The sequence below is a fragment of the Xanthomonas sp. D-99 genome, assembly GCF_017746145.1.
GTDB classification, from domain to species: Bacteria; Pseudomonadota; Gammaproteobacteria; order Xanthomonadales; family Xanthomonadaceae; genus Xanthomonas; species Xanthomonas cissicola.
Window position 1 is genome coordinate 38,457 of sequence record NZ_JAGHWU010000009.1, and the last position, 26,021, is coordinate 64,477.

Here is a 26,021-nt window from a genome sequence, read left to right on the forward strand (position 1 = left end):
GTGGTTGCGCTGCCTGCGGGGCGCGAACGCAGCGCGACGCTACGCCGCGCTGCAACAGTGCCGAGGTAGGCACCGCAGTGCATGCCCTGCCGGCGTACATCAACCGGCCAGCTGCACCAGCGAGGTCATGCCATCGACGCCGACGATGCGCAGCGGCGTGCCGGCCGGCAGGTCCGGGCGGGCCACCACCCAGAACGCATCATCGACCTTGGCGCGGCCGCAACCATCGTGGATGGCCTGATCGGGCGGCACGCAACGGCCGATCAACTGCTCGGCACGCCGATTGAGCAGCGGGCGATCGCTCTGGGGCCCTTGCCGCGAACCAGGTGCGATAGACCTGCACCGAGAGGAAGCTGAGCAGCACGGATGCCACGATTTGCCACAGCAATGCGATGTCCGGCAACACCAGCACCAATAAGCACATCGCTGCGGCAGCGATCCCCATCCACAGCAGGAAGGCACCCGGCACCAGGGTCTCGGCCGCAATCAGCAGCAGCGCCAGCACTGCCCAGACCGCCATGTCCCAGCGCATGGCTCAGCCTGCCGCGCGCGGCGGCATCGATTGACGCGAGCCTTCGGCTTCGAGGATCTGCGCACGCTTTCGCGCTCGGCCTTCATCTGCCGCGCCATCGAATCGATCAGGTCGCGCGGCGGCTGGATGTCGCGGATATAGAGCGTGTTGCGGGCGTTGAGATGAGATGCGTCGGCCGTCAGCGGTGCGGAGCGGGTGCTGCGTGGCGCCGGCTCGGCTGGCGCCCAGGCAAGCCGCGCGGCGCACGCTGCGTGGCGCCGACGCCCCCATCCGGGAAGTGTCCAGTGGCGCGCCGATACTCCGTTGCGCGCCCCCGCCGTAGACCACCGGCATCAGGAAACGCAGCCCCGGGCTCATGGTGTGGCGGCACCATGCGCACGGGTTTTGAACAGGACAACGACACCGGCAACCAGAACGACGGTGGCGAGAAATGAAGTCGGAAACAGGTGCAGCCCCTTGCAGGTCGTGGATCTATCCGTGCGTGAGTATGCTTCGGCGCTCCCGGCGGCTTACGCCGGCACGTGCGGAGCGGGCCCGGGCGCAGCCGCTGCACCCTGCGGCCGTGGTAAGACAGCCAACGAGCGCGGTCAGGCGCTACGTGGCGAGAACATGATGACCGCCATGCCAAACAGGCAACAGGCAGCGCCTAGCAGATCCCAGCGCGTTGGCGTCACGCCGTCCACCCACCACAGCCACAACAGCGCGCTGGCGATGTAGACGCCGCCATAGGCCGCGTACACGCGACCGCTCGCTTCCGGATGCAAGCTCAACAGCCAGACGAAGACGGCAAGACTCAGCGTAGTGGGCAGCAGCAACCACACGCTGCCACCCTTGCGCAGCCAGAAATAAGGAAGGTAGCAACCCACCAACTCGGCGAGCGCCGTCGCGGCAAACAGCAGCAGCGTGGTCGGCGCGATCGTCATGCGGGGCGCGGCGTTTCGAAGTCGGTGCCATTGACGTCGGTTTGATCGCCCATTGCGCCGCGGGAAACCTCACCGCCAACGGACGGGTGACTGCTGACAGGGCCGTGCACCGGCGGCGCGTGGGACACCGGGGCGTGCAAGGCCGATGCGTCGCCCGCGGAAGCGTCGACGGCCGGACTGTCGACTGCCGGCACATCGCCGCTGCGCTCCTCACGCTTGGCCTGTTGCCACAACGCTTCCTGCTCGCCCAGCGACAACGCGTTCAACGAGGTGCCGGCAGTACGCGCCTGCGCTTCCATCGCACGAAAGCGACGTTCGAATTTCAGGTTGGCGTGCCGCAACGCGGCGCCGACATCCACCTTGGCATGGCGCGCCAGGTTGGCGCAGACGAACAACACATCGCCCAGTTCGTCTTCCAGCCGGGCCTGATTGTCGGCGACCGGGCCGCGTGCGAATTCCACGCGCAACTCTTCGACTTCTTCCTGCAGTTTTTCCAGCACCGGCACCGGGCCGGGCCAATCGAAACCCACTCGCGCCGCACGCGACTGCAGTTTGGTGGATCGCTGCCATTCGGGCAGCCCGCGCGCGATGCCGGCAAGTGCGGAGTCGTCTTGGTTGCCGGCAGCACGGCGTTCTTCGCGCTTGATCTGCTCCCAGTTGGCGCTCACCGCCTGCGCATCGGGCGCCGATTGCGCAGCGAACACATGCGGGTGGCGCCTTACGAGCTTGTCGCTGAGCGTGGCGACCACGTCGGCGAATGTAAACGCCCCCTGCTCGGCCGCCATCTGCGAATGGAAGACCACCTGCAGCAACAGGTCGCCCAACTCCTCGCGCAGGCCAGCCAGGTCGTTGCGATCGATCGCATCGGCCACCCCGTAGGCTTCTTCGATGGTGTACGGCGCGATGCTGGCGAAGGTCTGCTGCACATCCCAGGGACAGCCGTGTTCGCGATCGCGCAGGCGCGCCATCACGTGCAACAGCTGCTGGACATCGCCGGTGGATGGGGTCTGAGACATCGTGTATTCCTGGAACCTGTGAGTGGGTGCGCCACCGGCGCATGTCCCACGCGACGCCAAGCGACGCACGCGGCCGTTGCACACCGCAACAACGCGCGGCACGCAAGTGCGTGCCGGGAGACCGGAGTGTACCTTTCAGTGCGTCAGGACCTTGCACAGCCATGCCGTCGCGACGACGGCGCGCATGCCGCTCAGGCCAGCCAATCGCGCCAGGGCAGATTGGGATCGCCCAGTGCGATGAAGTCGCCGTTGAGCAAGGTGTCGCGGCGGTTGTAGCGGAACGGCTTGCCGCTAGCGCCGGCCAGCAACACGCCACCGGCCGCATGCAGCACGCACTGACCAGCGGCGGTGTCCCACTCGGAGGTGGGGCCGAAACGTGGATACACGTCCAGATCGCCCTCGGCGATGCGGCAGAACTTCAACGACGACCCTTGCGCGACCACGTCGATCTCGCCCATCCGCTCCAGCGCGGCGGCAGTCCGCGCGTCGCGATGCGAACGGCTGGCTGCCACCCGCAACGGCGTGGCGGCCGGGGTGCGCGTGTGCAGCATCTCATCGCGGTCGCCATCGCGGCGGAAGGCGTTCTCGCCACGCGCGGCATACCAGACCCGCCCGTCGACCGGCGCCTGCACCACCCCGAGCATCGGTGCGCCCATATGGATGAGCGCGATGTTGACGCTGAACTCGCCATTGCGCTTGACGAATTCGCGGGTGCCATCGAGCGGATCGACCAGCCAGTAATTGGTCCAGTACTGGCGTTGTTCCCAGGCCACGTGCGCAGACTCTTCCGACAGCACCGGCACATCCGGGGTGACACGGCGCAGGCCGTCGACGATGACGCGGTTGGCCGCCAGGTCGGCCTGGGTCAGCGGGCTGGCGTCGTCCTTGATCTCCACCGAAAAGTCCTGCGCGTAGACCTCCATGATTGCGGCACCGGCATCGCGCGCGATGGCGATCACGGTTTCGCGCAGCTCCATCGGGATGCGGATCATGGATTGCGCTCCAGCCACTCGCGCGCAATGAACAAGGCGGCCAGCGAGCGGCCTTCGGAAAAATCTTCGCGCAGCATCAATTCGTCCAGACGTGCGATTGGCCACGGCACCACGTCCATCTCTTCCGGCTCGTCGCCGACCAGGCGCTCGGGATAGAGGTCGCGTGCCAGCACCAACCAGGATTGGTGACTCATATAAGTAGGAGCGAGCGTCATCGCGCGCAGCACCTGGACCTGGCGTGCGCCGTAGCCGGCTTCTTCCTTGAGCTCGCGGTCGGCGGCCTGCTCGGGTGTTTCGCCGGCGTCGATGCGGCCCTTGACCAGACCGAGTTCGTAGCGATGCACGCCGGCGGCGTATTCGCGCACCAGCAGCACGGTTTGCGCATCGAGCATCGGTACCACCACCACGGCGCCATGGCCCTGGCTGAGTTGGCGTTCGTAGATGCGACGCTGCCCGTTGGAGAACTCCAGATCCAGCTGCTGCCGACGGAACGGCCCGTCGCCCAGATCGGTGATCTTGTGGATGATCGGCAGGCGCGAGCTCATGCGTCGCACGCAGCCGCAAAGCGGGCCGATAGAATAGGCGGATGCATCGACATGTCCATGAACCCGAAATCCTAGCAGACCCTGCAGCCGCACAAACTGCCGAACATTGGCGGCAACGCGATCTTGCCGTGGTGTGGCACCCCTGCACGCAGATGCGTGAGCACCCGCACACGCTGCCGCTGGTGCCGATCGCGCGTGGCGAAGGCGCATGGCTGGTCGGCCATGACGGCCGCCGCTATCTGGACGCGGTGAGCAGTTGGTGGACCAACCTGTTCGGTCATACCGAACCGCGCATCGGCGCGGCCATCGCGCGCCAGGCCGGCGAACTGGAGCAGGTGATGCTGGCCGGCTTCACGCATACGCCGGCCGTGCAACTGGCCGAGCAGTTGCTGGCGATCGCGCCACGCCAGGCCGGGCGCGCGCCGCTGTCCAAGGTGTTCTACGCCGACAACGGATCGGCCGGCGTGGAGGTGGCACTGAAGATGGCGTTTCATTACTTCCACAATCGCGGCGACCACCGGCGGACGCGGTTCATCGCACTGGAGAATGGTTACCACGGCGAAACCATCGGCGCGCTATCGGTTGGCGATATTCCGCTGTACCGGCGCGTGTATGCGCCGCTGTTGCTGGAGGCGATGTTCACGCCCTCGCCCGATGCCTACCTGGCCGAACCGGGGCAAAGCGCCGAAGACTATGCGCTGCAGGCAGCCGATGCGTTGCAGGCACTGTTCGAACGCTCGCCCGGCGAAATCTGTGCGCTGATCCTGGAGCCGCGCGTGCAATGCGCGGGCGGGATGCGCATGTACCACCCGGCGTATCTGCGCCGCGCGCGCGAATTATGCGATGCCCATGGTGCATTCTTGATCGCCGACGAGATCGCCACCGGCTTCGGCCGTACCGGCACCCTGTTTGCCTGCGAACAGGCCGGCGTGATGCCCGACCTGTTGTGCCTGTCGAAGGGACTGACCGGCGGCTTCCTGCCGCTGTCGGCGGTGCTGGCCACGCAGCAGTTGTACGACGAATTTCTGGACGATTCGCGCGAGCGTGCGTTTCTGCATTCGCACAGCTACACCGGCAACCCGCTGGCATGTGCCGCGGCGCTGGCGACCTTGAAGATCTTCGCAGACGACGACGTGATTGCGCGTAACCAACCCATCGCCGCGCGCATGCGCGCACTCGCTGCGCAGATCGGCGAACACCCGGTCGTGGCAGACGTGCGCCAGGCCGGCATGATCGTGGCCTTCGAGCTGACCCAGGGCGGTAACAAGCGCACGCCGTTTGCCTCTGCCGCACGCGTCGGCCTGAAGGCGTATCGCGCGGCGCTCGAAAAAGGCGTGGTGCTGCGCCCGCTTGGCGACGTGCTGTACTGGATGCCACCGTATTGCGTGGACGAGTCGCAGCTTGCGTTGTTGGCCGACACCACCCGCCATGCCATCACGGAGGCGGTCGCATGCGCCTGACCCGTTCGCATGTCGCGCTGCCACTGCACTGCGACCAGGAAGTGACATTGCCGGAAGAGTCGGCCAATCACCTGCTGCGGGTACTGCGGCTGCGCGAGGGCGATGCCTGCATCCTGTTCAACGGCGACGGCAGCGATTACCACGCACGCATCACCGTGGCGGGCAAGCGCGATGCACGTGCGCGGGTGGAACGTGCCGAGCCGCTCTCCAACGAATCGCCGCTGCGTATCACCTTGATGCAAGGCATCGCGCGCGGCGAGAAGATGGATCTGATCCTGCAGAAGGCCACCGAATTGGGCGTTGCGGCGATCGTGCCGGTGATCGCCGAGCGCACCGAGGTCAAGCTCGATGCGGCGCGCACCGAAAAACGCGTGGCGCACTGGCGCAGCGTGGTGGTGTCGGCCTGCGAGCAATCCGGGCGCGCACGTCTTCCCAGCGTGGCCGCGCCGCAGGGTCTGCAGGACGCGGCGCAGGCCAGCGACGCGCATGCGCTACGGCTGACGCTGGACCCGCAGGGCGAGCATCGCCTGGGCACGTTGGCATCAAGCATCCAGCAACACATCGTCGTGGCGATCGGGCCGGAAGGCGGCTGGTCGCCACGCGATCGCGCACTGCTTGCCGAGGCGGGTTTCAGCGGCCTGCAGCTGGGGCCGCGCATTCTGCGCACCGAAACGGCGGGGCTGGCGGCGATTGCGGCGCTGCAGTCGCGGTTCGGGGACCTATAGCGCCATGACATCGTAGGGGCGCACCCGGGCGCGACCAGGCGTTTATCGGTAACGCCTCGTCCCGCCCGGGTGCGCTCCTACCGGAATGCGGGAATTTGCTCGGCATTGCGCCGTCCGTTGCATGTGGACGGCTCCGTCGCGTGTCCCGGCCTGATACCCGCGCTGGCCCGTAGGAGCGCACCTGGGCGCGACAGGGCCTTATCGGCAACGCCGCGTCGCGCCCGGGTGCGCTCCTACGGAATGCGGAGTTGATCGATCTGGTGCAGCCGGCCTGCTGCACCTGCCATGTGGAGCTCTCAGCGACCGCGCTGCAGGAACCAACTGGCAGCACCGATGACGCCAAGCTGGCCGTGCTCGACGATGCTCACCGGCACCTGCTCCAGCGCGGGACGCAAGGCGCCCTTGTCGAGCAGGCGCGCGACGAAGTCGCTATCGGCGATAAAGGTGGCGATTTGCGGCAGGAAACCGCCAGCCAGATAAACGCCACTGCGCACGCCATACAGCAGCATCAGGTCGCCGACCACGCTGCCCATAAATCCGCAAAACGCCTGCAGGGCATCGTGCGCCAATCCATCGTTGCCGGCCATTGCGGCAGCGGTGATATCGGCCGGGCTGGCGTGCACCACGGTCTCGCCACGCAAGGCCGCCAGCGCGGTGTACAGATTCAACAGGCCCGGACCTGACAACAGCGTTTCGGTCCCCACGTGGGTGCGCGTGCGCCGCAGTTCCTGCAGCAACGCCATTTCCAGATCGCTTGCCGGCGCCAGTGCAGCGTGGCCGGCTTCGGTGGGCAGCACCACCGGGTGACCACCGTTGGGGATCCACAGCGCCGCGCCCAGGCCCGTGCCCGGACCAAGCACCAACGCCGGGCCTGCGGCACCCTGCACCGGGCCAGACAACTGCATGACCTGGTTGCCGCTCATGTAATTGGCCGCATAGGCGACCGCTTCGAAATCGTTGACCAGATGCAGGGCCTGCATGCCGAGCTGGCGGCGAATCTGCTCCGGCGCCAGCACCCAGGGCAGATTGGTGGTGATCACGCTACCGTCTTCCAGCGCGTAGCCGGCGCTGGCGATCACGCCCCGGCGTACTGGTGCACAACCCAGTTCCGCGAAGAACGCGGCCATGATGTCGGCGAGGCCCGGATAGTCGGCGCAGCGGTACTTGCGGTAGTCCAGCACCGTGATCGGCTTGCCCGCGTCATTGCTCTCGCATACCAGCGCCAGGCGCACGTGCGTCCCGCCCACATCGGCGGCCACGAAGGTTTCGGGGCGCGGAAAGGCCACCGCTTCCATTGGACTGCTTGCGCTCACGCATTCTCCTGATCAGTGCCGGCGGCTGGCTCGTCGTCCGTTTATCCGACGAACGGCAAACGGGTAGACAACGTTGTCAGCAATCGTCTTGTAACGCAACCGTCGCAACCGCGACATGGCCCGATTGTAACGGCGCGCATCATTCGCCAAAAATCCGCAGGCGCGCCGGCGATTCCAGCACAACTTCAGGGCGAAGCGGTGGCGTTGTGGTCTTTACGATAGTACGCGCCGATGGTAGCAGTCGCGCTCGCGAAGCTTATTGCGCAAAATGCTGCGGCGCAGCGTCTGCCTTTGCCCGGAAATGCTGCATTGCAGCGCAGTCGCGGCCACATCAGAGATCTGTGACGACGTGTTGACAACGCTGTCAGGGCTACGCGAGACTCGATTCAAATCGTGGTTCTGGCAGGAGGGGCCATGGACTGTTCGGTACTGAAGAACGGGCATTCCCTCGCCTGGCATTCCAGATTCGCGAGTCGTGCGTCGCCAGACGTTCCCGCTCGCTGATGTGCGTTTAGCTCCACCGCTTCACCACACGGGGGACACCTCCTTCACCACGCGAATCGCCTGCACTGTGCTTCGAAAGAAGCCTGCCAGCGCAATCACCGCGATCGGTCAGGGCGTGTTGTTTTGCCGGCCACGCCGAGCGCGTTGCGTCCTATCGCAGGGCAGCGCGCTCACAGCACTAACCAATGAGGTTTAGCCATGCACAGCCGCACCACGACGTTAGCACTCTGTATCACCGCCGCTCTGTACTGCTCCGGCTCTGCAATGGCTGCCGGACAAGAACAACAAGCTCCGGCCAGCACGCCGTCGGCCACCACCGAGCTGGATACCATCACCGTCACCGGCTACCGCGCGTCGCTGGAGAAGAGCCAGGCGGTCAAGCGCTCGGCCAACTCCATCGTCGATGCGATCAGCGCCGAAGACATCGGCAAGTTCCCGGACGTCAATGCGGCCGAATCGCTGTCGCATCTTCCGGGTATCAGCGTCGACCGCCAGTTCGGCGAAGGCGAAAAAGTCAGCATCAACGGCACCGACCCGGCGTTGAACCGCGTGCTGCTCAATGGCCAGACCATCGCTTCGGGCGACTGGGGCGGCAACCCGACCGACACCAGCGGCCGTACCTTCAACTACACGCTGCTGTCGCCGGAAATCATCGGCCTGATGGAGGTCTACAAGACCCCCGAAGCGCGCATCGACGAAGGCTCGATCGGCGGCACCGTGATCGTGCACACCCGCAAGCCGCTGGATCTGCCCAAGAACACCATCCGCGGCTCGGTCGGCTACAACTACAACGACCGCTCCGAAGAAGGCAATCCGCGTGGCTCGGCGCTGTGGAGCTGGAAGAACGACGACGAAACCTTCGGCGCGTTGATTTCGGCCACGCACGACAAGCAGGACCTGGCGCGCGCCGGTATCGAATACTTCGGCTACACCACCGGTGCCAACATTCCGCCGACCGCCACCATCACCGGCGACGGCAGCGATGTGGCCACCGCGCGCGTGCCGGCCGGTATCAATAGCGCCTTCTTCCAGCAGACACGCGAGCGCAACGGTCTTCAGGGTGCGCTGCAGTGGAAGCCCGACGACCAGAACGAATTCAATCTGACCGGCATCTACATCAAGGGCAAGTACAACAACTTCAGCGAATCGCGTTACGTCTGCCCGGCCTGTAACAACGACATCCAGAAGATCACCAGCGCCAACGTCGAGAACGGCGTGGTCTCCTCGGCCACGGTATCGGACAACACCCGCGGTGGCGTCAACGATCAGCCATACGCGCAGCTGGATGCGAACTATCGCGAGAGCACCGTCACCACCAAGAGCCTGAATCTGCGTCACGACTGGTCGGGTGAGAAGTGGGTGTTCACCACCCAGGTTGGCGACACCCAGGCAACCGGCGGCAAGAACCCCGAATACCTGATGAAGTTCCTGATGACCGATGGCGGCTATAACTACGCCTTCGATGGTTCGCACACCGCGGTGAATTACGCCAACGGCGGTGCATCGAACTGGACGCTGCCCGGCTCGCCGGCAGGCCTTGCTCCGGGTTCGCAGGATGCCAGCGCCATGCAGGCGGGCGGCATCTTCTATCAGAAGAGCAAGGATGAAGAGAAGTATTTCCAGTGGGACGCAGCACGCGACCTGGCGGTTGGCCCGTTCACCAAACTGCTGTTCGGCTACAAGTACATCAACCATAACAATGGTGTGGACGCACGCGGCAACCGCATCAACACCACCGACCCGATCTCGCTGACCCAGTTCAACCCGGGCACCACCCCGAGCGGTCTGTACGACGGTTTGGGTGCAAGTGGCGATCTGACCACCTGGCCGACCGCGAACCTGAGCTCGATCCGCAACTATCTGCTGTCGCAGCCGCAAGGCCCGTATCGTCCCGACTACGGCTCCTCGTTCGAGGTGAAGGAGATCACGCACAACGTCTATACCCAGTTGAACTACGAGACCGGCAAGTGGCGCGGTAACGTGGGCGTGCGTCTGGTCGACACCAGCGACAAGTCGCTGTACTGGCAGACTGCCGATGGCGGCACGAACTACTCGCGCGTGGCCGAAAACAACGACTACCGCAAGGCGCTGCCGAGCTTAAACATCGCCTATGACGTCACCGACGATGCCGTGCTGCGCTTCTCGGCTGCCAAGGTCATCGCACGCCCACGCTATGGCGATCTGGCCGGTACCTTCAGCATCAACAGCGCCAACGGCAATCTCACCGCCGGCGGCGGCAACCCGGATCTGAAGCCGTACGAATCCACCAACTACGATCTGGCTGCCGAATGGTATTTCGCGCCGTCCAGCATGTTGTCCGGTGAAGTGTTCTATCGCGACATCAGCTCCTACATCGTCAATACCACCAGCCAGCAGCAGTTGACCGATCCGATCAGCGGCAACTCTGGTATTTACACGGTTACCTCGCCGATCAACGTCTCCGACGCCAAGGTCAAGGGCGCATCGATCAACTACCAGCAGACCTTCGGCCTCGGCTTCGGTTTCCAGGCGAACTACACGTTTGCCAAATCCGATGCGAGCACCGGCCTGAACCTGCCCTACCTGTCGCGCGATACCTACAACGTGATCCCGTATTGGGAACACGGCGACTGGACGGTGCGTGTCAACTACAGCTACCGCTCGAAGTACTTCACCCAGATCGGACGCCTGGGCTCGGAAGACTTCGCAGACAGCTACAAGCAGCTGGATTTGACCGCCTCGTATCAGATCACCGACTACATGGGTCTCACCTTCGGCGCCACCAATCTGCTGGATTCCACCTACCGCTTGTACAGCGGAACCAGGGACACCCCGACGGCGTTCTACAAGAACGGCCGCGGCTACCAGGCCCAGCTGAACTTCAAGTTCTGACGTAGTCCCGGCGCGCCACCGACCCTCCACGGTGGCGCGCTTTTTTTTGGACCTGTCGCTGTCCGCAGCGGCAGGTCGATGTCGCACCAAGGAGTGGTACTGGCCGCGCCCCTTCGCAGCCGAGGGGGCGTGGCCAGGCCCGCTTTCGCCATCCACGCGCGGCCGCAGCATGACCGACGCGTTTCGCTTACAGGAGTGCAGTTCCCATGACGACCGATAGCCGCCAGTTCGCGGCTCCATCCCGCCGCCACGCCGGAGCTGCACCCAGGAGCCGAATGCTCGCGTTCGCTCTCTTGCTCGCGCTGCCCGCGCTGCACGTCAATGCGGCGCAATCGCCGACCGCCGCCACCGCCGCCACGCTCAGCCCCGACGCGATCGACCAGCAGTGGCTCGATGCCACCGCCGCTTATGCGCCCGAGCGCGAGCGCCTGGTGCGCGAAGCAGAAGCCGGCGCGCGCAAGGGTCCGTTCCGTCCCGATTGGGCGGCACTGAAGGCCTATCAATCGCCGGCGTGGTACGACAACGCCAAGTTCGGCATCTTCATCCACTGGGGTGTGTTCTCGGTGCCGGCGTTCGGCAGCGAGTGGTATTCGCGCAACATGTATCTGCAAGGCTCCAAGGAATTCGCCCATCATGTGGCGACCTACGGGCCGCAGGCGCGTTCCGGCTACAAGGATCTGATTCCCAAGTTCACCGCCCCCAAGTTCGACCCGACTGGCTGGGCCAAGCTGTTCCGGCAATCCGGCGCGCGCTATGTGGTGCCGGTGGCCGAACACCACGACGGTTTTGCGCTGTACGATTCCAAGTTGTCCGACTGGACCGCGATGAAGATGGCGCCCAAGCGCGACCTGCTGGGCGAACTGTCCAGGGCCATCCGCGCACAGGGGCTGCATTTCGGGCTGTCATCGCACCGCGCCGAACACAACTGGTTCTTCGATGGCGGGCGAAAGTTCGATTCGGACGTCAACGACCCGCGTTACGCGGCGCTGTATGGTCCGGCGCAGGTGCGCCTGCCGGGCAAGGACGATGCCGATGTGGCCAACGACTGGACGCCGGTCTCGCAGGCCTGGCTGGACGATTGGCTGGCGCGCACCACCGAGTTGATCGATACCTATCAACCGGACCTGATCTATTTCGATTGGTGGATTGCCCACCCCACCTTCCGCCGCAGCCTGCCGACGATGCTGGCGTATTACTACAATAAGGGCGCGGCGCGTACCGAAGCCGACCGCGGCGTGGTGGTGAACTACAAGCTCGGCGCCTTCCCCGAAGGCGCAGGCACGCTGGATATCGAGCGCGGCCAGCTCACCGGCATCCACCCCACGCATTGGCAGACCGACACCTCGGTGAGCAACGCCTCGTGGGGCTACATCGAAAACGACACCTACAAGTCGCCCACCTTCATCATCCACATGCTGGCCGACGTGGTGGCCAAGAACGGCAACCTGATGCTCAACATCGGGCCGCGCGCCGATGGTTCGATCCCGGACACCGAGCGCGGCATCCTGCTGGCGATCGGCAAGTGGCTCAAGACCAACGGCGGCGCGATCTACGACAGCAAGCCGTGGCGCGTGTATGGCGAAGGCCCCACGGAAGTGGTGGGCGGCACCTTCCAGGACATCAAGACCAAGCCGTACACGGCCGAGGATTTCCGCTTCACCACGCGCGATGGCGCGCTGTATGCGATCGAGCTCGGCTGGCCCAGCAATGGCGAAGCGGTGATCGGCTCGCTCAAGGCCGCCGACGGCGTACGCGCCGTGACCTTGCTGGCAAACGGCAAGAAGATCCCGTTCGAACAACGCGCCGACGGCCTGCATCTGCGCCTGCCGGTCAAGCCGGTTGGCGAGAGTGCCTACGTCTTCCGCATCGACCTTTCCTCCCCCACTCCCTGACGGATGTTGTCTTTCATGAGTAAGCGATTGACCTGGATGTTGCTCGCGCTGGCACTGACCTGCGCTCCGGCCTTGGCCAAAAACCCCACGGCGTTGTTCTATCTGATGAACACGCAGAAATCGACCAACTCCTTCATCGCCAACGTCGACAAGATCGATGTGGTGGTGCCTACCTGGTATGGCGTGGACCAGAACGGCCTGGTCAACGGCACCCCCAACATGTATCTGTACGACATCGCCAAGCAGCACAAGCTGCGGGTCATGCCGATCCTGTCGATGACCACCGGTCGCGAAGGCTTCCACAAGCTGATGCACGACGAAGCCGCCAAGAAGCGCATGATCGAGTCGCTGCTCATCCACGGCAAGCAGCACAAGTACTACGGCTTCCAGTTCGATTTCGAAAACATCGCCTGGACCGACCGCGACGCCTACACGCTGATGGTCAAGCAGACCGCAGACGCGCTGCACAAGGCCGGTTTCAAGATGTCGGTCGCCGTGGTGCCGAACGCACCGGGTTATGCCGAAGGCGGTCAGTTCTCCAAGTGGATGTGGGAATACTGGCGCGGTGCGTACGACCTCAAGGCGCTGGGCCGGGCGGTGGATCTGGTCAGCCTGATGACCTACGACCAGCACACGCGCTGGACCACGCCGGGCCCGGTCGATGGCATGGTGTGGATGAAGAAGCACCTGGATTACGCCATCACCCAGGTGCCGAAGGACAAGCTGTCGCTGGGCATCGCCACCTACGGTTACCGCTGGTACACCGGCAACCCGGTGAAGGAAGACGGCACCGAGGCATCGAATATTTCCGCAACGTATATCGATGCAGACGAGTCGTTCCCGCTGGCGCAGGAACAGAACGCCACCGTGCAGTGGGATCCGGTCGAGCAGGAGTCGTGGTTCTACTTCTATCGCGACGACATGCGCGAGTGGGTGTTCCGCCCTGATGCACGCAGCTTCAAGGCACGTTACGAGCTGACCAAACAATACGGCCTGGAAGGATTCAGCTGCTGGGTGCTGGGCGCCGAAGATCCGAAGGTGTGGGACGAGCTACCGACTGCGCAGCGCTGAGCGCAGCTGACGCAACGACGGCACCGTGAGCGGGCGGGCGCGGTTGGTACAAGGAGTCGGACTGCCGGGCTGCATTCCGATTCCAGCGTTGCCCCCGCCGGTTTTGCAGCGACCGGCGCCACTGACGTGATCGCATGACCACGCAGTGCCCGCGCTGCGCAGCGGAACGAAGCGTGCGCCAGTCACTGCGTCTTCCGACACGGCTTTGCTACTGTGCGTGGCTGCCGTGTACCGCCGCCATATCGGGATCTGATTGCATGATGTCGAACTCCGCACCCACCGCACGCCTGACAGCCGTCGCACCGTTATCCTCGCGCCTGCTTGCGCTTGCATTCGTAGCAGCGTCGCTGGCCGGTTGCGGTCAACGAGCGCCAGGCACCTCGCCGGCCGCCGCAACCGCGGGCGCACCTGCTGCTGCAGCCGCAAACACTGCGGGTACGCCGTTGCCGCTGATTCCTGCAGCAGTGGAGGTCAAACGCGGTAGCGGCAGCTTCACGGTGGGCACCGGCACGGTGATCTCGATCGCGCCCGGCGATGCCGATGCACGCCGCAGTGCCGAACATCTGGCCGATCTGCTGCAACGCACACGCGGGCTGCGGTTGGAAGTGCGCGCCGAAACCAGCGCCTCGCCGGACAGCATCCGCCTGGAGCGCAGCGTGCAGGCCCCGGTAGCGCACAAGGAAGGGTACAGCCTGGAGGCCGATGCCAAGGGCGTGCGTATCACCGCGCGCGATGGTGCCGGCTTGTTGTATGGCGCAATCAGCGCCTGGCAATTGATGACACCGGATGCGCGCAAGGGCGAGGTCCAGGTCCCGGCGGTGGCGATACGCGACTGGCCGCGTTTCAGCTGGCGCGGCCAGCACCTGGATGTGGCCCGGCATTTCCATGATGTGGACACGGTCAAGCATGTGCTCGATACGATGGCCCTGCACAAGCTCAACGTGCTGCATTGGCATCTCACCGATGATCAGGGCTGGCGTATCGAGATCAAGCGCTATCCCAAGCTCACCGAGGTGGGCGCATGGCGCATGCCGCCCGGCGCCGGCCAGCACGGCACGCCGCAGCGGTATGGCGGCTTCTACACCCAGGAACAGATCAGCGAGATCGTCGCCTATGCAGCGCGCCTGCATATCACCGTGCTGCCCGAACTGGACATGCCCGGCCATGCACAGGCAGCCGTTGCTGCCTACCCCGAAGAAGTGGGCGTACCCGGCGCACGCACGCAGGTGGGCGTGGACTGGGGCGTCAACCCGTATCTGTTCAACACCAGCGAACGCAGCCTGACCTTCATCACCAATGTACTGGACGAGGTGCTGACGTTGTTCCCGTCGACCTACATCCACATCGGTGGCGATGAGGCGGTGAAGGATCAGTGGGAAGCCTCGCCGGCGGTGCGCGCGCAGATGCGCAAGCTCGGGGTCAAGGACGCGCACGCGATGCAGGGCTGGTTCAACGAACAACTGGCGGCCTACCTTACCCAGCACGGCCGGCGCATGATCGGCTGGGATGAAATTCTCGAAGGCGGCGTGCCGGCGAGTGCGTCGGTGATGTCGTGGCGCGGCATCGAAGGCGCAGTGACCGCAGCACAGCAAGGCCACGATGTGGTACTCGCGCCGGGCGACTGGCTGTATCTGGACAACCTGCAGACCACCCGCAGCGACGAACCGAATGGTCGCCTGACCGTGTTGCCGCTGTCCAAGGTCTACGCATTCGACCCGGTGCCGGCCAAGCTCAGCGCCGAACAGGCCAGGCATGTACTGGGCGCACAAGGCGCGTTGTGGTCCGAATACATCCCCTCGCGCTGGCATGTGGATCACGCGCTGTTTCCGCGCCTGGCTGCGGTGGCGGAAGTGACCTGGTCGCCGCCGGCAGCGCGTAACTGGAACAGCTTCCTGGCGCGCATGCCGGCGCAGCTGCAGCGCTACAAGGCACTGGGCATCGACTACAGCGATGGCGCATTCGCTGCCGATATCGCCCTGGAAAACGGACCCAATCCGGTGCTCGCCGGCGGGCCGGCCAAGGTGACGCTGAGCACGCAAGCCGGCGCGGGCACGCTTCACTACACTACCGACGGCGGCGACCCGACGCCGGCATCGCCGCGCTACAACGCGCCGTTTACGATTCGATTGCCGACTACGGTCAAGGCGACTGCGTTCGATGCCAACGGAACGCCGCTGGCGGCCACGCGTCGCCGCACCTTCGATCGCGCGAGTTTGTTGCGGGTGGATACGCAGGGATTGCAGCACTGCGTTGAAACCGGCGCGCTCGGCTTGCGCCTGCCGCTGTTGCCGGAGATGACCGGCGCCGACACGCCGGTGTACAACGTCGACCTGTTCCGAGCCTGCCGCCTTTATCCGCAGGCACGGCTGGACGGTATCGGTGCGATCCGCATCGAAGCCGCACGCTTGCCCAACAACTTCGGACTGGCGCACGAGCAATCCAAGGTCGTGCAGTACCCGGCCAAGACCCGCGGCGGTGAGCTGGAAGTGCGTCAGGGCTGCGACGGCGAGTTGATCGCCAGCGTGCAGCTGCCGCGCAGCGACACCCTGGGCGAGCAATTCACCCTGGAAACCGCACTGCCTGCACGCACCGGCGTCCACGATCTGTGCCTGCGCTTCACCGCGCCGATTCGCGGCCCTCTGTACGCCATCGGCGCCGTTCAATTGATTGAAACCACTGCGCAGGCGCCCCCCGCCGCCACGCGCTGAGCCACCTTAGGAGAGTCACGCATGCCACTGTCCCGTCATCGTTTTGTTCCCGCCCCCGCCCGTCTCGGGCTTGCCCTGGCCTTGGCCATCTCGCAGGCCTGGGCAGCGCCGCCCACGGCGGTGACGCTGGATGGCGGCTGGCAGGTGCGACTGGTGCCGGGTCAGGAGCAGGGCAAGACGTATCCGAAAGCCGCGGCGTGGCTGCCGGCGCAGGTGCCCGGTGCGGTGCAGACCGACCTGATCGCCGCCAAGATCGTGCCCGACCCGTTCTATCGCGACAACGAAGGCAAGATCCAGTGGGCCGGCCTGAGCGACTGGCAGTACCAGACCCGCTTCAACGTGGATGCGGCCACGCTCAAGCGCGAACATGTCGAGTTGGTGTTCGACGGCCTGGACACGTTTGCCGAGGTCACCCTCAATGGCAAGCAGCTGCTCAGCGCCGACAACATGTTCCGGCAATGGCGCGTGGACGCGAAGTCCCTGCTCAAGCGCGGCGACAACGTGCTGGAGGTCAAGCTGTATTCGCCGATCAAGAAGATCCAGCCGTGGCTGGCCAAGCAGCCGTATGCGCTGCCGGGTGCCTACGATTCGGCGTTCGGGGACGAGCCGGAGGCACGGCACAGCTCGACCTATGTGCGCAAGGCGCCGTACAACTTTGGCTGGGACTGGGGTCCGCGCATGGTCAACGCCGGCATCTGGAAGGATGTGCGCGTGGAAGCGTGGGATGCCGTGCGGGTGGACGGGCTGCATATCGCCCAGCAACGGGTGGATGCGCACAGTGCGCAATTGCAGGCTCAACTGGAACTGCAGGCCGGCCGCAGCGGCCCGGTGCAGGTGACGCTGGATGTACGGGGTCCGGATGGGCAAAACGTCGGCCAGTTCACCCAGGACGCGGTGGTCGACCCGGGCCAGAACCGCATCGACCTGGCGGTGCGCATCGCCAAGCCCAAGCGCTGGTTTCCGGCCGGTTATGGCGCGCAGGACCGCTACACCTTCGTCGCGAGCGTGCGCGATGCCGATGGCGACAGCCAGCAGATCAAGCGCGTCACCGGCCTGCGTTCGGTGGAGCTGCGCCGCGAAAAAGACCAGTTCGGCAAGAGCATGGAGATCGTGATCAACGGCATCCCGATCTTCGCCAAGGGGGCAAACCTGATTCCCCTGGATGCTTTCCCCGCACGTGTCACGCACGAGCGCATGCGCAGCACCTTGCAGGACGCGCGCGATGCCAACATGAACATGCTGCGCATGTGGGGCGGCGGGCATTACCAGGACGACTATTTCTACGACGTGGCCGACGAGCTCGGCATCATGATCTGGCAGGACTTCATGTTCGGCGGCGCGGTACCGCCATACGACGTGGAGTTCCGCGAGAACACCCGGCAGGAGGCGATCGAGCAGGTCAAGCGGCTGCGCGATCACCCCAGTATCGTGTTGTGGTGCGGCAACAACGAAGTGCAGACCGGCTGGGAAAACTGGGGCGACCGGGTCAAGTTCAAGCAGTCGGTGGACCCGGAAGAACGCGCCCGCATCGAACGCGGCATGACCACCTTGTTCGGCACCGTGTTCCGCGAAGTGGTGGCCACTTACGACAGCGATGTGCCGTACTGGGCCACCTCGCCGGGCACCGATTTCGATGGCGCGGCCGACCAGACCAACGATGGCGACATGCATTACTGGAAGGTGTGGGGCGGCCCTGCCCTGCCGGTCACCGAATACCTCAACGTCACCCCGCGCTTCATGTCCGAATACGGCCTGCAGTCGTTCCCCGATATGCGCACCGTGCGTGCATTTGCCGAGCCCGGCGACATGGATCCGGAATCGCCGGTGATGCGCGTGCATCAGAAGTTCGACAAGGGCAACGGCAACAAGCGGCTGATGCTGTACATCCGCCGCGAATTCGGCGAGCCCAAGGATTTCGAAAGCTTCGTCTACCTGAGCCAGCTGATGCAGGCCGAAGGCATTCACATCGCGGCCTCGCATCTGCGCGCCTCGCGCCCGCAGTCGATGGGTTCGCTGTACTGGCAGCTCAACGATGTGTGGCCGGGTGCGTCGTGGTCCAGCGTGGATTACGACGGCCGCTGGAAGGCGCTGCATTACCATGCACGCCGCTTCTACGCGCCGGAAATGATCGCCGCGCTGCGTAACGACAAGGGCCAGACCGAGGTGTCGCTGGTGTCCGACCGCACCACCCCGCTGGCGGCACGCTGGCGCATGCGGGTGATGGGTATGGATGGCAAGGTGTTGAGCAAGCGCGAGGAAAAAGCCAGCGTCAAAGCGCTGAGCAGCCTGCAGGTCGGCAACTTCAGCGACAAGCAATTGCTGGGCAGCGCCGATCCCAAGCGCACCTACGCGGTGTTCGAGCTGTTCGACGGCGACACGTTGCTGTCGCGTGAGGTGGTGTTCTTCGCGCCGGCCAAGCAGCTCGCCTTGCCGGCCGCGAAGATCGACGGCCAGTGGCGCGCCGATGGCGGTGGCTACGCACTCACCCTGACCAGCAACACGCTGGCGCGCGAGGTGTGGCTGTCGTTCGGCGATGTGGATGCCACGCTCTCGGACAACGCCTTCGACCTGCTGCCGGGCGAGCCACTGACCGTGCATGTCTCCAGCACGCTTCCGCTCGCGCAGGTGCAGGCGGCGCTGCAGGTGCGCGATCTGGGCTCGACCCTGGCTGGCGCACCGGCCGAGCCGCAGGAGGAAGCGGCTGCGAAATAAGAAGCAGAGCGGCCCTCATCCGCCCTTCGGGCACCTTCTCCCGCAACGCGGGAGAAGGGTTGGATTTCTTGCAATGAGCGACTGATTTCTTGCAATGAAGGACTGGATTTCTTGCAACGAGAGACTGGATGTCTCGCAATGAGCGACTGGATTTCTCGCAATGAGCGACTGGATTTCTCGCAATGAAGGACTCGATTCCTTGCGATGAGGGACTGAATTTCTTGCGATGCACGTCTTCCTTCGTTCATGAGTGCCCTTCTCCCGCTGGCGGGAGAAGGTGCCCCGCAGGGGCGGATGAGGGCCCACCGCAAGACCAGCACCAGCCGTCACCCACGGCACGCATGCCACCGCCGCGCCCCACCCTTCACCTCACCGCAGCCACTGCGGCACCACCAGAACAATGCCCAGCGGCCTTGGCCGCTGCCCAGGAGTGAATCCATGTCGTCCGTGTTTGTATCGCGCCTTGCCATGGCAGTGGGCCTTGGCCTGACGCTGCCCTGCCTCGCCCTTGCCGCCCCCGCCGAACCGGCCGGATCGCCCGAACAGCGCGCCGCCGCGCTGGTCGCGCAAATGAGCCGCGAAGAAAAAGTGGCTCAGGCCATGAACGATGCCCCGGCGATTCCGCGCCTGGGCATCCCCGCCTACGAGTGGTGGAGCGAAGGCCTGCACGGCATCGCGCGCAACGGCTACGCCACGGTGTTTCCGCAGTCGATTGGCCTGGCGGCGAGCTGGAATACCAGCCTGATGCAGCAAGTGGGCACGGTGGTGTCCACCGAAGCGCGCGCCAAGTTCAACCAGGCCGGCGGTCCGGGCAAGGACCATCAGCGCTACGCCGGTCTGACCATCTGGTCGCCCAACATCAACATCTTCCGCGACCCGCGCTGGGGCCGTGGCATGGAAACCTACGGCGAGGATCCGTTTCTCACCGGGCAGATGGCGGTGGGCTTCATCCGCGGCCTGCAGGGCGAGGATCTCGACCATCCACGCACGATCGCCACGCCCAAGCACATCGCAGTGCACAGCGGGCCCGAGCCGGGACGGCATGGTTTCGATGTGGATGTGTCGCCGCACGATGTGGAAGCGACCTATACGCCGGCGTTCCGCTACGCCTTGGTCGAAGGCCAGGCCGGCTCGGTGATGTGCGCGTACAACTCGCTGCACGGCACACCGGCATGCGCCGCCGATTGGCTGCTCAACGGGCGCGTGCGTGGCGACTGGGGCTTCAAGGGCTTTGTGGTGTCCGACTGCGATGCGGTGGATGACATGACCCAGTTCCATTACTTCCGCCCCGACAACGCCGGCTCGTCCGCCGCCGCGCTGAAGGCCGGGCACGATCTCAATTGCGGGCATGCCTATCGCGACCTCGGCACGGCGATCGAACGCGGCGACGTGGACGAAGCCTTGCTCGACCAATCGCTGGTGCGCCTGTTTGCCGCGCGCTATCGCCTGGGCGAGCTGGAGGCCCCGCGCAAGGATCCGTACGCACGGCTCGGTGCGAAGGACGTGGACAACGCGGCGCATCGTGCGTTGGCCTTGCAGGCGGCTGCCGAGTCGATCGTGCTGCTGAAGAACGATGCCAACACGTTGCCGCTGAAAGCCGGCACGCGGCTGGCGGTGATCGGCCCGAATGCGGACGCACTGGCGGCATTGGAGGCCAATTACCAAGGCACCTCGTCCGCGCCCGTGACGCCATTGCTGGGCCTGCGTCAGCGCTTCGGTGCACAGCAGGTGAGCTACGCGCAAGGCGCACCGTTGGCCGCCGGCGTGCCGGGCATGATCCCCGAGACGGCATTGCGCAGCGACGGCAAGCCGGGATTGCGTGGCGAGTATTTCGACAACGTCGACATGAGCGGTGCTGCGCGCGTGGTGCGGCAGGACCGCGCGGTGAGCTTCAACTGGGATCAGGTCGGCCCGGCAAAGGGCGTACCGGCCGACCGTTACGCAGTGCGCTGGAGCGGCGAACTGCTGCCGCCCAGCGCTGGCGATTACACCCTGGCGGTGCGCGTGGCGCGTTGCTTCGATTGCAGCGGGCACGACCCGGTACGCCTGTATATCGACGACAAGCTGGTGGTTGCCGGCAACGCCGAAGACAAGCACGTGCCGGCCGGCATGCACAACGCCGACGGCCGCAGCGTGGAAACCGTGCTGCATTTCGACGACACCCGCCCGCGCAAGATCCGCCTGGAAATGGAGCATCGTGGCCAGGACCAGGGCGTGCGCCTGGAATGGCTGGCTCCTGCCGCCGCGCAACTGGCCGAAGCCGCGCAGGCCGTGGCGCAGGCAGACGCGGTGGTCGCTTTCGTTGGCCTGTCGCCGGATGTGGAAGGCGAAGAGTTGCGGATCGATGTCCCCGGCTTCGACGGCGGCGATCGCAACGACATCGCCCTGCCCGCCCCGCAGCAAGCGCTGCTCGAACGGGCAAAGGCGTCGGGCAAACCGCTGGTGGTGGTGCTGATGAGCGGCAGCGCAGTGGCCTTGAACTGGGCCAAGACGCATGCCGATGCGATCGTGGCCGCGTGGTACCCGGGCCAGTCCGGCGGCACCGCGATCGCGCGCATGCTGGCCGGCGACGACAATCCCGGCGGTCGCCTGCCGGTGACGTTCTATCGCTCCACCAAGGACCTGCCGGCCTACGTCAGTTACGACATGAAGGGCCGCACCTACCGCTACTTCAAGGGCGAGCCGCTGTTTCCGTTCGGCTATGGCCTGAGCTACACCCGCTTTGCCTACGATGCGCCGCAGCTGTCCACGACCACGCTGCAAGCCGGCAATCCGCTGCAGGTGACCACCACCTTGCGCAACACCGGTGCACGTGCCGGCGACGAAGTGGCGCAGGTGTATCTGCAATATCCGGACCGCCCGCAGTCGCCGTTGCGCAGCCTGGTCGGTTTTCAGCGCGTGCATCTTGCAGCGGGCGAGCAACGCACGCTGACCTTCCATCTGGATGCACGCGCCTTGAGCGACGTGGATCGCAGCGGGCAGCGCGCAGTGGAAGCCGGCGACTACACGTTGTTCGTCGGCGGCGGGCAGCCGGGCACCGGCGCCGCTGGCAATGCTGCGTCGTTTTCGATCCAGGGACGCTCGCCGTTGCCCAAGTAATGCCTGTGATCACATGACGCACAACAGGCGCCGGCTGTTTCAGCCGGCGCCTGTTGCGTTGACGCACGGCAATGCTGCGCCGCATCGGAAATCATCGCCATCCGCGTGCCGCGACGCTGTATTCGTCTTCATTGCGCAGCCGGCACGACGATCTGAGCACACACTTCACACCCGCTTGACAGTCGCAACAGCGCGGTCTATCACTCACCTCAGTCGGCAACACTCGTCATTGCGATGACCGTGGGCTGATCGACAGCAACAGCGTTTCCACGCAGCACGCGCACCGGGAGATGGTTGTATGCAGCATCGTCGTATCGACCAGCGCCTCCGTGTTGCCACCCTCGCGTTGCCTCGCCCTGCCCACATGCGCGCGCTCGTTGCACCGGTGCAGCCGGCATGACCAAGCACTACAAATTGAGCGCCATGCGATCGCGCTCCAAGTGCATCGCCGGCTATTCCCCGCCGCGCCACTGACGCCTGCAACAGCTGTCCCAGCTGGCAGACGCTTCGACGTGCATCCCCTGCGGTAATACGCACACGCTTTGACGGCGTGCTGCGCGATGCCGTGTGTGTGCTTCATCGTGCGCACCGTCTGCCCGAGAGCAAAGGCATTGGAGGGCATTGCCATCGGCAACGTTGCCCAGCATCTGGCGAGGTGGCACGTGGAAAAGCGTGAGCGTTCGAATGGCAAGCAATGGGCCGTGGCAATCCTGACCGTCACCGGCATGGCATCGGCGGCGACGGCAATGGCCGGCACGGTGGAAGGCGACCTGAAGGAAGCCAGCAGCGGCAAACCGGCAGCGAATGCGAAGGTGCGTATCGCAGGTACCGCCTATAGCGCAGTCGCCGATGCGCGCGGGCATTTCGTCATCCGTGACGTGCCTGCAGGGCAGTACGCGCTGAATCTGGAGTATCCCGGCTTCAGCGCGGCCGAAACCAGCATCCAGGTCGGCGAGACCGGTACTGCGTCGGTGGCGATCGCGCTGGAAGAGGTCAAGCAAATGAAGGCGATCAGCGTGGTGAGCAACCGCTACGACGCCAGCGACCTGAAGATCAACGCGGCCAACACGGTCGATGTGCTGTCGGCCAACGACCTGCAGCGCACCGCCGTGCACAACGTGGCCGAAGCGCTGGGCCTGATTGCCGGCATCAACATCACCAGCACCGGCTCGGGCTATTTCGGCGGCATCGACGGTGCAGCACGCGGCGAAGGCATGTTTGCCTCGGTGCGCGGGCTACCTTCCGAATACAACGTCAACATGATCGACGGCGTCACCGTGGCGCAGGGCATGCCGTATAGCCGCAGCGTGCAGCTCAGCCTGCTACCGCCGACCGGACTGCAGACCATCGTCGCCAACAAGACCTCCACTGCCGACATGGACGGCGATGCGATCGGCGGCACGTTGGATTTCCGCACCCCCACCGCCTACGACTTCAAGGACACCACCAGCGGCAGCGTCACCGGCAGCGGCCGGGTGGAGAGCCGCGCGCGCGATTACGGCGGCGATGGCCTGGGTGGCGGCTTCGGTGGCGAGTTTCAGCATAAATTCGGCGATGCGCAGCAGTTTGGCGTGTATGCCAGCGCGTACTACGACTACCGCACCACCACCAACAGCGAAGTGGCCGCGGCCACCAGCGCGCTCAACGATGGCTCGTGGGAATATTTGATTACCGACGCCAACGGCGGCAACGCCGCCGGCTTGGATCCGCAACACAACCTCACCAGCACCGGCATGAATGTCGGGATTGCCGCAGGCTGGGAGCGCCGCTACGGCGGCAATGCCTCGTTTGATTGGCACGTGGACGACACCCTGTCGCTCTACGCGCGCATGACCTACGCCTATGCCAAAACCGATCAGGGCACCACCTTCGTGCAGCTGCTGCCGCAGGATGTGCGCTACGTGCCGACCGGCACGTCTGGCGTATATACGCCCAACATCGGCCGCATCGCCTCGCGTTTCTGGTACGAAACCAACCCGGAAATCGCCGATCTGGCCACCTTTCAGATCGGCGCGAAAAAGACCGTGGGCGGCTGGACCTTCATGCCCAACGTGTTCTATAGCTTCGGCGACAACGACCGCCCCGACCACGTCGAGATCGATGGACGCGAAGACAAGTTCACCCAGGACAACTACGCCTATTCCGGTAATACCCTGGTGGCCTATGGCGGCGGTGCATTTCCATACCCGCAGCTCACTCCGGCGCTGCAGGCGCAGGTCAACAACATCCCCTCGTTGTATGCCGGCAGCTATGGCGAGCTGACCAAGATCTACTCCGGCCAGAAGAAAGGCGGCGCACGCGTCGATACCCGCTACGACTTCGAAGAGGATGGCGCACTGCGCTCGGTGCAGTTTGGCGTGAAGTACAGCAAGAGCCGTCGCCGCTACACCAATCGCGACTGGTATACCGGCGGCGTGGATGGCACCACCACGCTGGGCGAGCTGGGCATCTTCACCGGCACCTATGCATCGATCTTTCCGGGTAAATACGACTGGAACACCCCGCGCGTGAGCGAAGCCGCAGTGGCCGGTGTGATTGCGCAACATCTCACCGACGACGATCTGGACACCTGCGGCAACGCGTTCTACGTCAACAACTTCAACTGCAACACCATGCGCGGCACCGAGGCGGTCGGTGCCGCCTACGCCAGCGCCACCTTCACCATGGGCAACCTGGACATCGTGCCCGGCGTGCGCTTCGAACACACCGCGATCAACAACACCTTCTGGGTGAGCCCGACGGACGCCGACGGCAACGAAATTGCCGGCTACTTCGACCATAACCACACCTCCTACAACGAGCCGCTGCCCAGTGTGTTCCTGACCTGGCGACCGGATCTGCGCACGGCGTATCGCGCCTCGCTGTGGACCAGCTACACCCGACCGGCCTTCGTGCAGCTGGGCGGCGGCAGCCAGATCGACATCTCCAACGGCGTCACCACCATCACTCAGGGCAACCCGGACCTGAAGCCGATCGAATCGACCAACCTGGACCTGTCCGGCGAATGGTCCACGCAGCACGGCGGCTTTTTTTCGCTGGCCGGCTTCTACAAGCAACTGCGCAACTACATCTACGATGCCGGCTCGGCGCAGGCCAATGGCAGCACCACCGGTAGCGGCACGGTGCTGTACCACATGCCCACCAATGGCGGCGACGGCAAGATCTACGGTGTTGAAATCAGCGCCCGGCAAAAGTTCCAGGACCTGCCCGCCCCGTTCGATGGCCTGGGCGTGAGCGCCAACGCCACCCGCCAGCACGCGCGTGCGGACCTGGGCCTGGACGGTTTCGAGAACGAGCACATGCAGTCGGCGCCGGCGGCAATGCCCAACCTGGAAGTGTTCTACGAACACAACGGGTTCTCGCTGAACCTGAGCTACCACTTCAGCAGTTCGTACCTGCTGGGCTACGACTTCCTGCACGAAGGCGCGCCGTGGAACGACCTGTGGGCACGCCCCACCCGACGTGTGGATCTGCACACCGGCTACCGCTTCGACAATGGTGTGAGCATGGATCTGTCGATCTCCAACCTGACCAAGGAATGCAGCTATTGGGCGCATGTAGGTCGCCGCAATCTGGCGATCTCCGACATCGTCGATGCCGGAAGCACGGCGCTGTTCACTGTCAAGTACGCGTTCTAGCAGTGGGTCGCGCCGCGCCG

General features: G+C 64.9%; 14 protein-coding genes and 3 pseudogenes. 9 read left to right on the top strand and 8 right to left on the bottom strand.

Annotated features, from left to right (window positions below; all coding sequences use genetic code 11):
* Positions 1-99: 99 nt before the first annotated feature.
* The 7 genes and pseudogenes from J7360_RS04545 to nudE form a co-directional block, all read right to left on the bottom strand.
* Positions 100-532, bottom strand: a pseudogene (locus J7360_RS04545) (NfeD family protein).
* A 27-nt stretch (positions 533-559) separates the two neighbouring features.
* Positions 560-675, bottom strand: a pseudogene (locus J7360_RS04550) (SPFH/Band 7/PHB domain protein); the annotation flags it as partial.
* A gap of 160 nt (positions 676-835) precedes the next feature.
* Positions 836-978, bottom strand: a pseudogene (locus J7360_RS04555) (SPFH/Band 7/PHB domain protein); the annotation flags it as partial.
* 141 nt (positions 979-1,119) lie between these two features.
* A complete protein-coding gene (locus J7360_RS04560) occupies positions 1,120-1,455 on the bottom strand; it encodes a YnfA family protein (RefSeq protein ID WP_007967986.1) in 336 nt (111 codons plus the stop codon).
* Positions 1,452-2,471 carry a nucleoside triphosphate pyrophosphohydrolase gene (gene mazG / locus J7360_RS04565; RefSeq protein WP_057660171.1) on the bottom strand — a complete coding sequence of 340 codons (1,020 nt, stop codon included), beginning with the start codon at positions 2,469-2,471 and terminating at the stop codon, positions 1,452-1,454. Before mazG ends, J7360_RS04560 begins: the two co-directional genes overlap by 4 nt.
* A gap of 191 nt (positions 2,472-2,662) precedes the next feature.
* Positions 2,663-3,463 (bottom strand): 3'(2'),5'-bisphosphate nucleotidase CysQ, encoded by an 801-nt coding sequence (gene cysQ, locus J7360_RS04570; RefSeq protein WP_209033341.1) that lies wholly within the window; start codon positions 3,461-3,463, stop codon positions 2,663-2,665.
* Positions 3,460-4,008 (bottom strand): ADP compounds hydrolase NudE, encoded by a 549-nt coding sequence (nudE, locus tag J7360_RS04575; RefSeq protein WP_003482427.1) that lies wholly within the window; start codon positions 4,006-4,008, stop codon positions 3,460-3,462. Before nudE ends, cysQ begins: the two co-directional genes overlap by 4 nt.
* Before the next feature lie 41 nt (positions 4,009-4,049).
* On the opposite strand from nudE, the gene bioA reads away from it, so the two are divergent.
* Both bioA and J7360_RS04585 read left to right on the top strand, forming a co-directional pair.
* Positions 4,050-5,468: an adenosylmethionine--8-amino-7-oxononanoate transaminase gene (gene bioA / locus J7360_RS04580; protein WP_057660168.1), complete on the top strand. Its 1,419-nt coding sequence runs from the start codon at positions 4,050-4,052 to the stop codon at positions 5,466-5,468.
* Complete coding sequence (locus J7360_RS04585; protein ID WP_003482429.1) at positions 5,459-6,193, top strand: 16S rRNA (uracil(1498)-N(3))-methyltransferase; 735 nt, start codon at positions 5,459-5,461, stop codon at positions 6,191-6,193. The genes bioA and J7360_RS04585 overlap by 10 nt, the downstream gene beginning before the upstream one ends.
* A gap of 296 nt (positions 6,194-6,489) precedes the next feature.
* On the opposite strand, the gene J7360_RS04590 is transcribed toward J7360_RS04585, so the two are convergent.
* A complete protein-coding gene (locus J7360_RS04590; RefSeq protein ID WP_057660167.1) occupies positions 6,490-7,506 on the bottom strand; it encodes a glucokinase family protein in 1,017 nt (338 codons plus the stop codon).
* Between the two features lie 702 nt (positions 7,507-8,208).
* Between J7360_RS04590 and J7360_RS04595 the strand changes: the two genes are divergently transcribed.
* The 7 genes from J7360_RS04595 to J7360_RS04625 all read left to right on the top strand — a co-directional run bounded on the left by J7360_RS04595 (position 8,209) and on the right by J7360_RS04625 (position 26,001).
* Positions 8,209-10,881, top strand: a complete 2,673-nt coding sequence (locus J7360_RS04595; protein WP_007967998.1) for a TonB-dependent receptor — start codon at positions 8,209-8,211, stop codon at positions 10,879-10,881.
* Positions 10,882-11,087: 206 nt separating this feature from the next.
* A complete protein-coding gene (locus tag J7360_RS04600) occupies positions 11,088-12,773 on the top strand; it encodes an alpha-L-fucosidase (RefSeq protein ID WP_057660166.1) in 1,686 nt (561 codons plus the stop codon).
* A 3-nt stretch (positions 12,774-12,776) separates the two neighbouring features.
* Complete coding sequence (locus J7360_RS04605; RefSeq protein ID WP_209033343.1) at positions 12,777-13,844, top strand: glycosyl hydrolase family 18 protein; 1,068 nt, start codon at positions 12,777-12,779, stop codon at positions 13,842-13,844.
* 257 nt (positions 13,845-14,101) lie between these two features.
* Entirely contained in the window at positions 14,102-16,552 is a 2,451-nt protein-coding gene (locus tag J7360_RS04610) for a family 20 glycosylhydrolase (protein ID WP_057660163.1), read from the top strand.
* Positions 16,553-16,573: 21 nt separating this feature from the next.
* Positions 16,574-19,264, top strand: coding sequence for a glycoside hydrolase family 2 protein (locus J7360_RS04615; RefSeq protein ID WP_209033345.1), 2,691 nt, complete (start codon positions 16,574-16,576; stop codon positions 19,262-19,264).
* Between the two features lie 438 nt (positions 19,265-19,702).
* The gene (locus tag J7360_RS04620) at positions 19,703-22,363 is read left to right on the top strand and encodes a glycoside hydrolase family 3 C-terminal domain-containing protein (RefSeq protein WP_209033347.1); all 2,661 of its coding nucleotides are present in this window, start codon (positions 19,703-19,705) and stop codon (positions 22,361-22,363) included.
* Positions 22,364-23,109: 746 nt separating this feature from the next.
* Positions 23,110-26,001: a TonB-dependent receptor gene (locus J7360_RS04625; RefSeq protein ID WP_244667764.1), complete on the top strand. Its 2,892-nt coding sequence runs from the start codon at positions 23,110-23,112 to the stop codon at positions 25,999-26,001.
* Positions 26,002-26,021 lie beyond the last annotated feature (20 nt).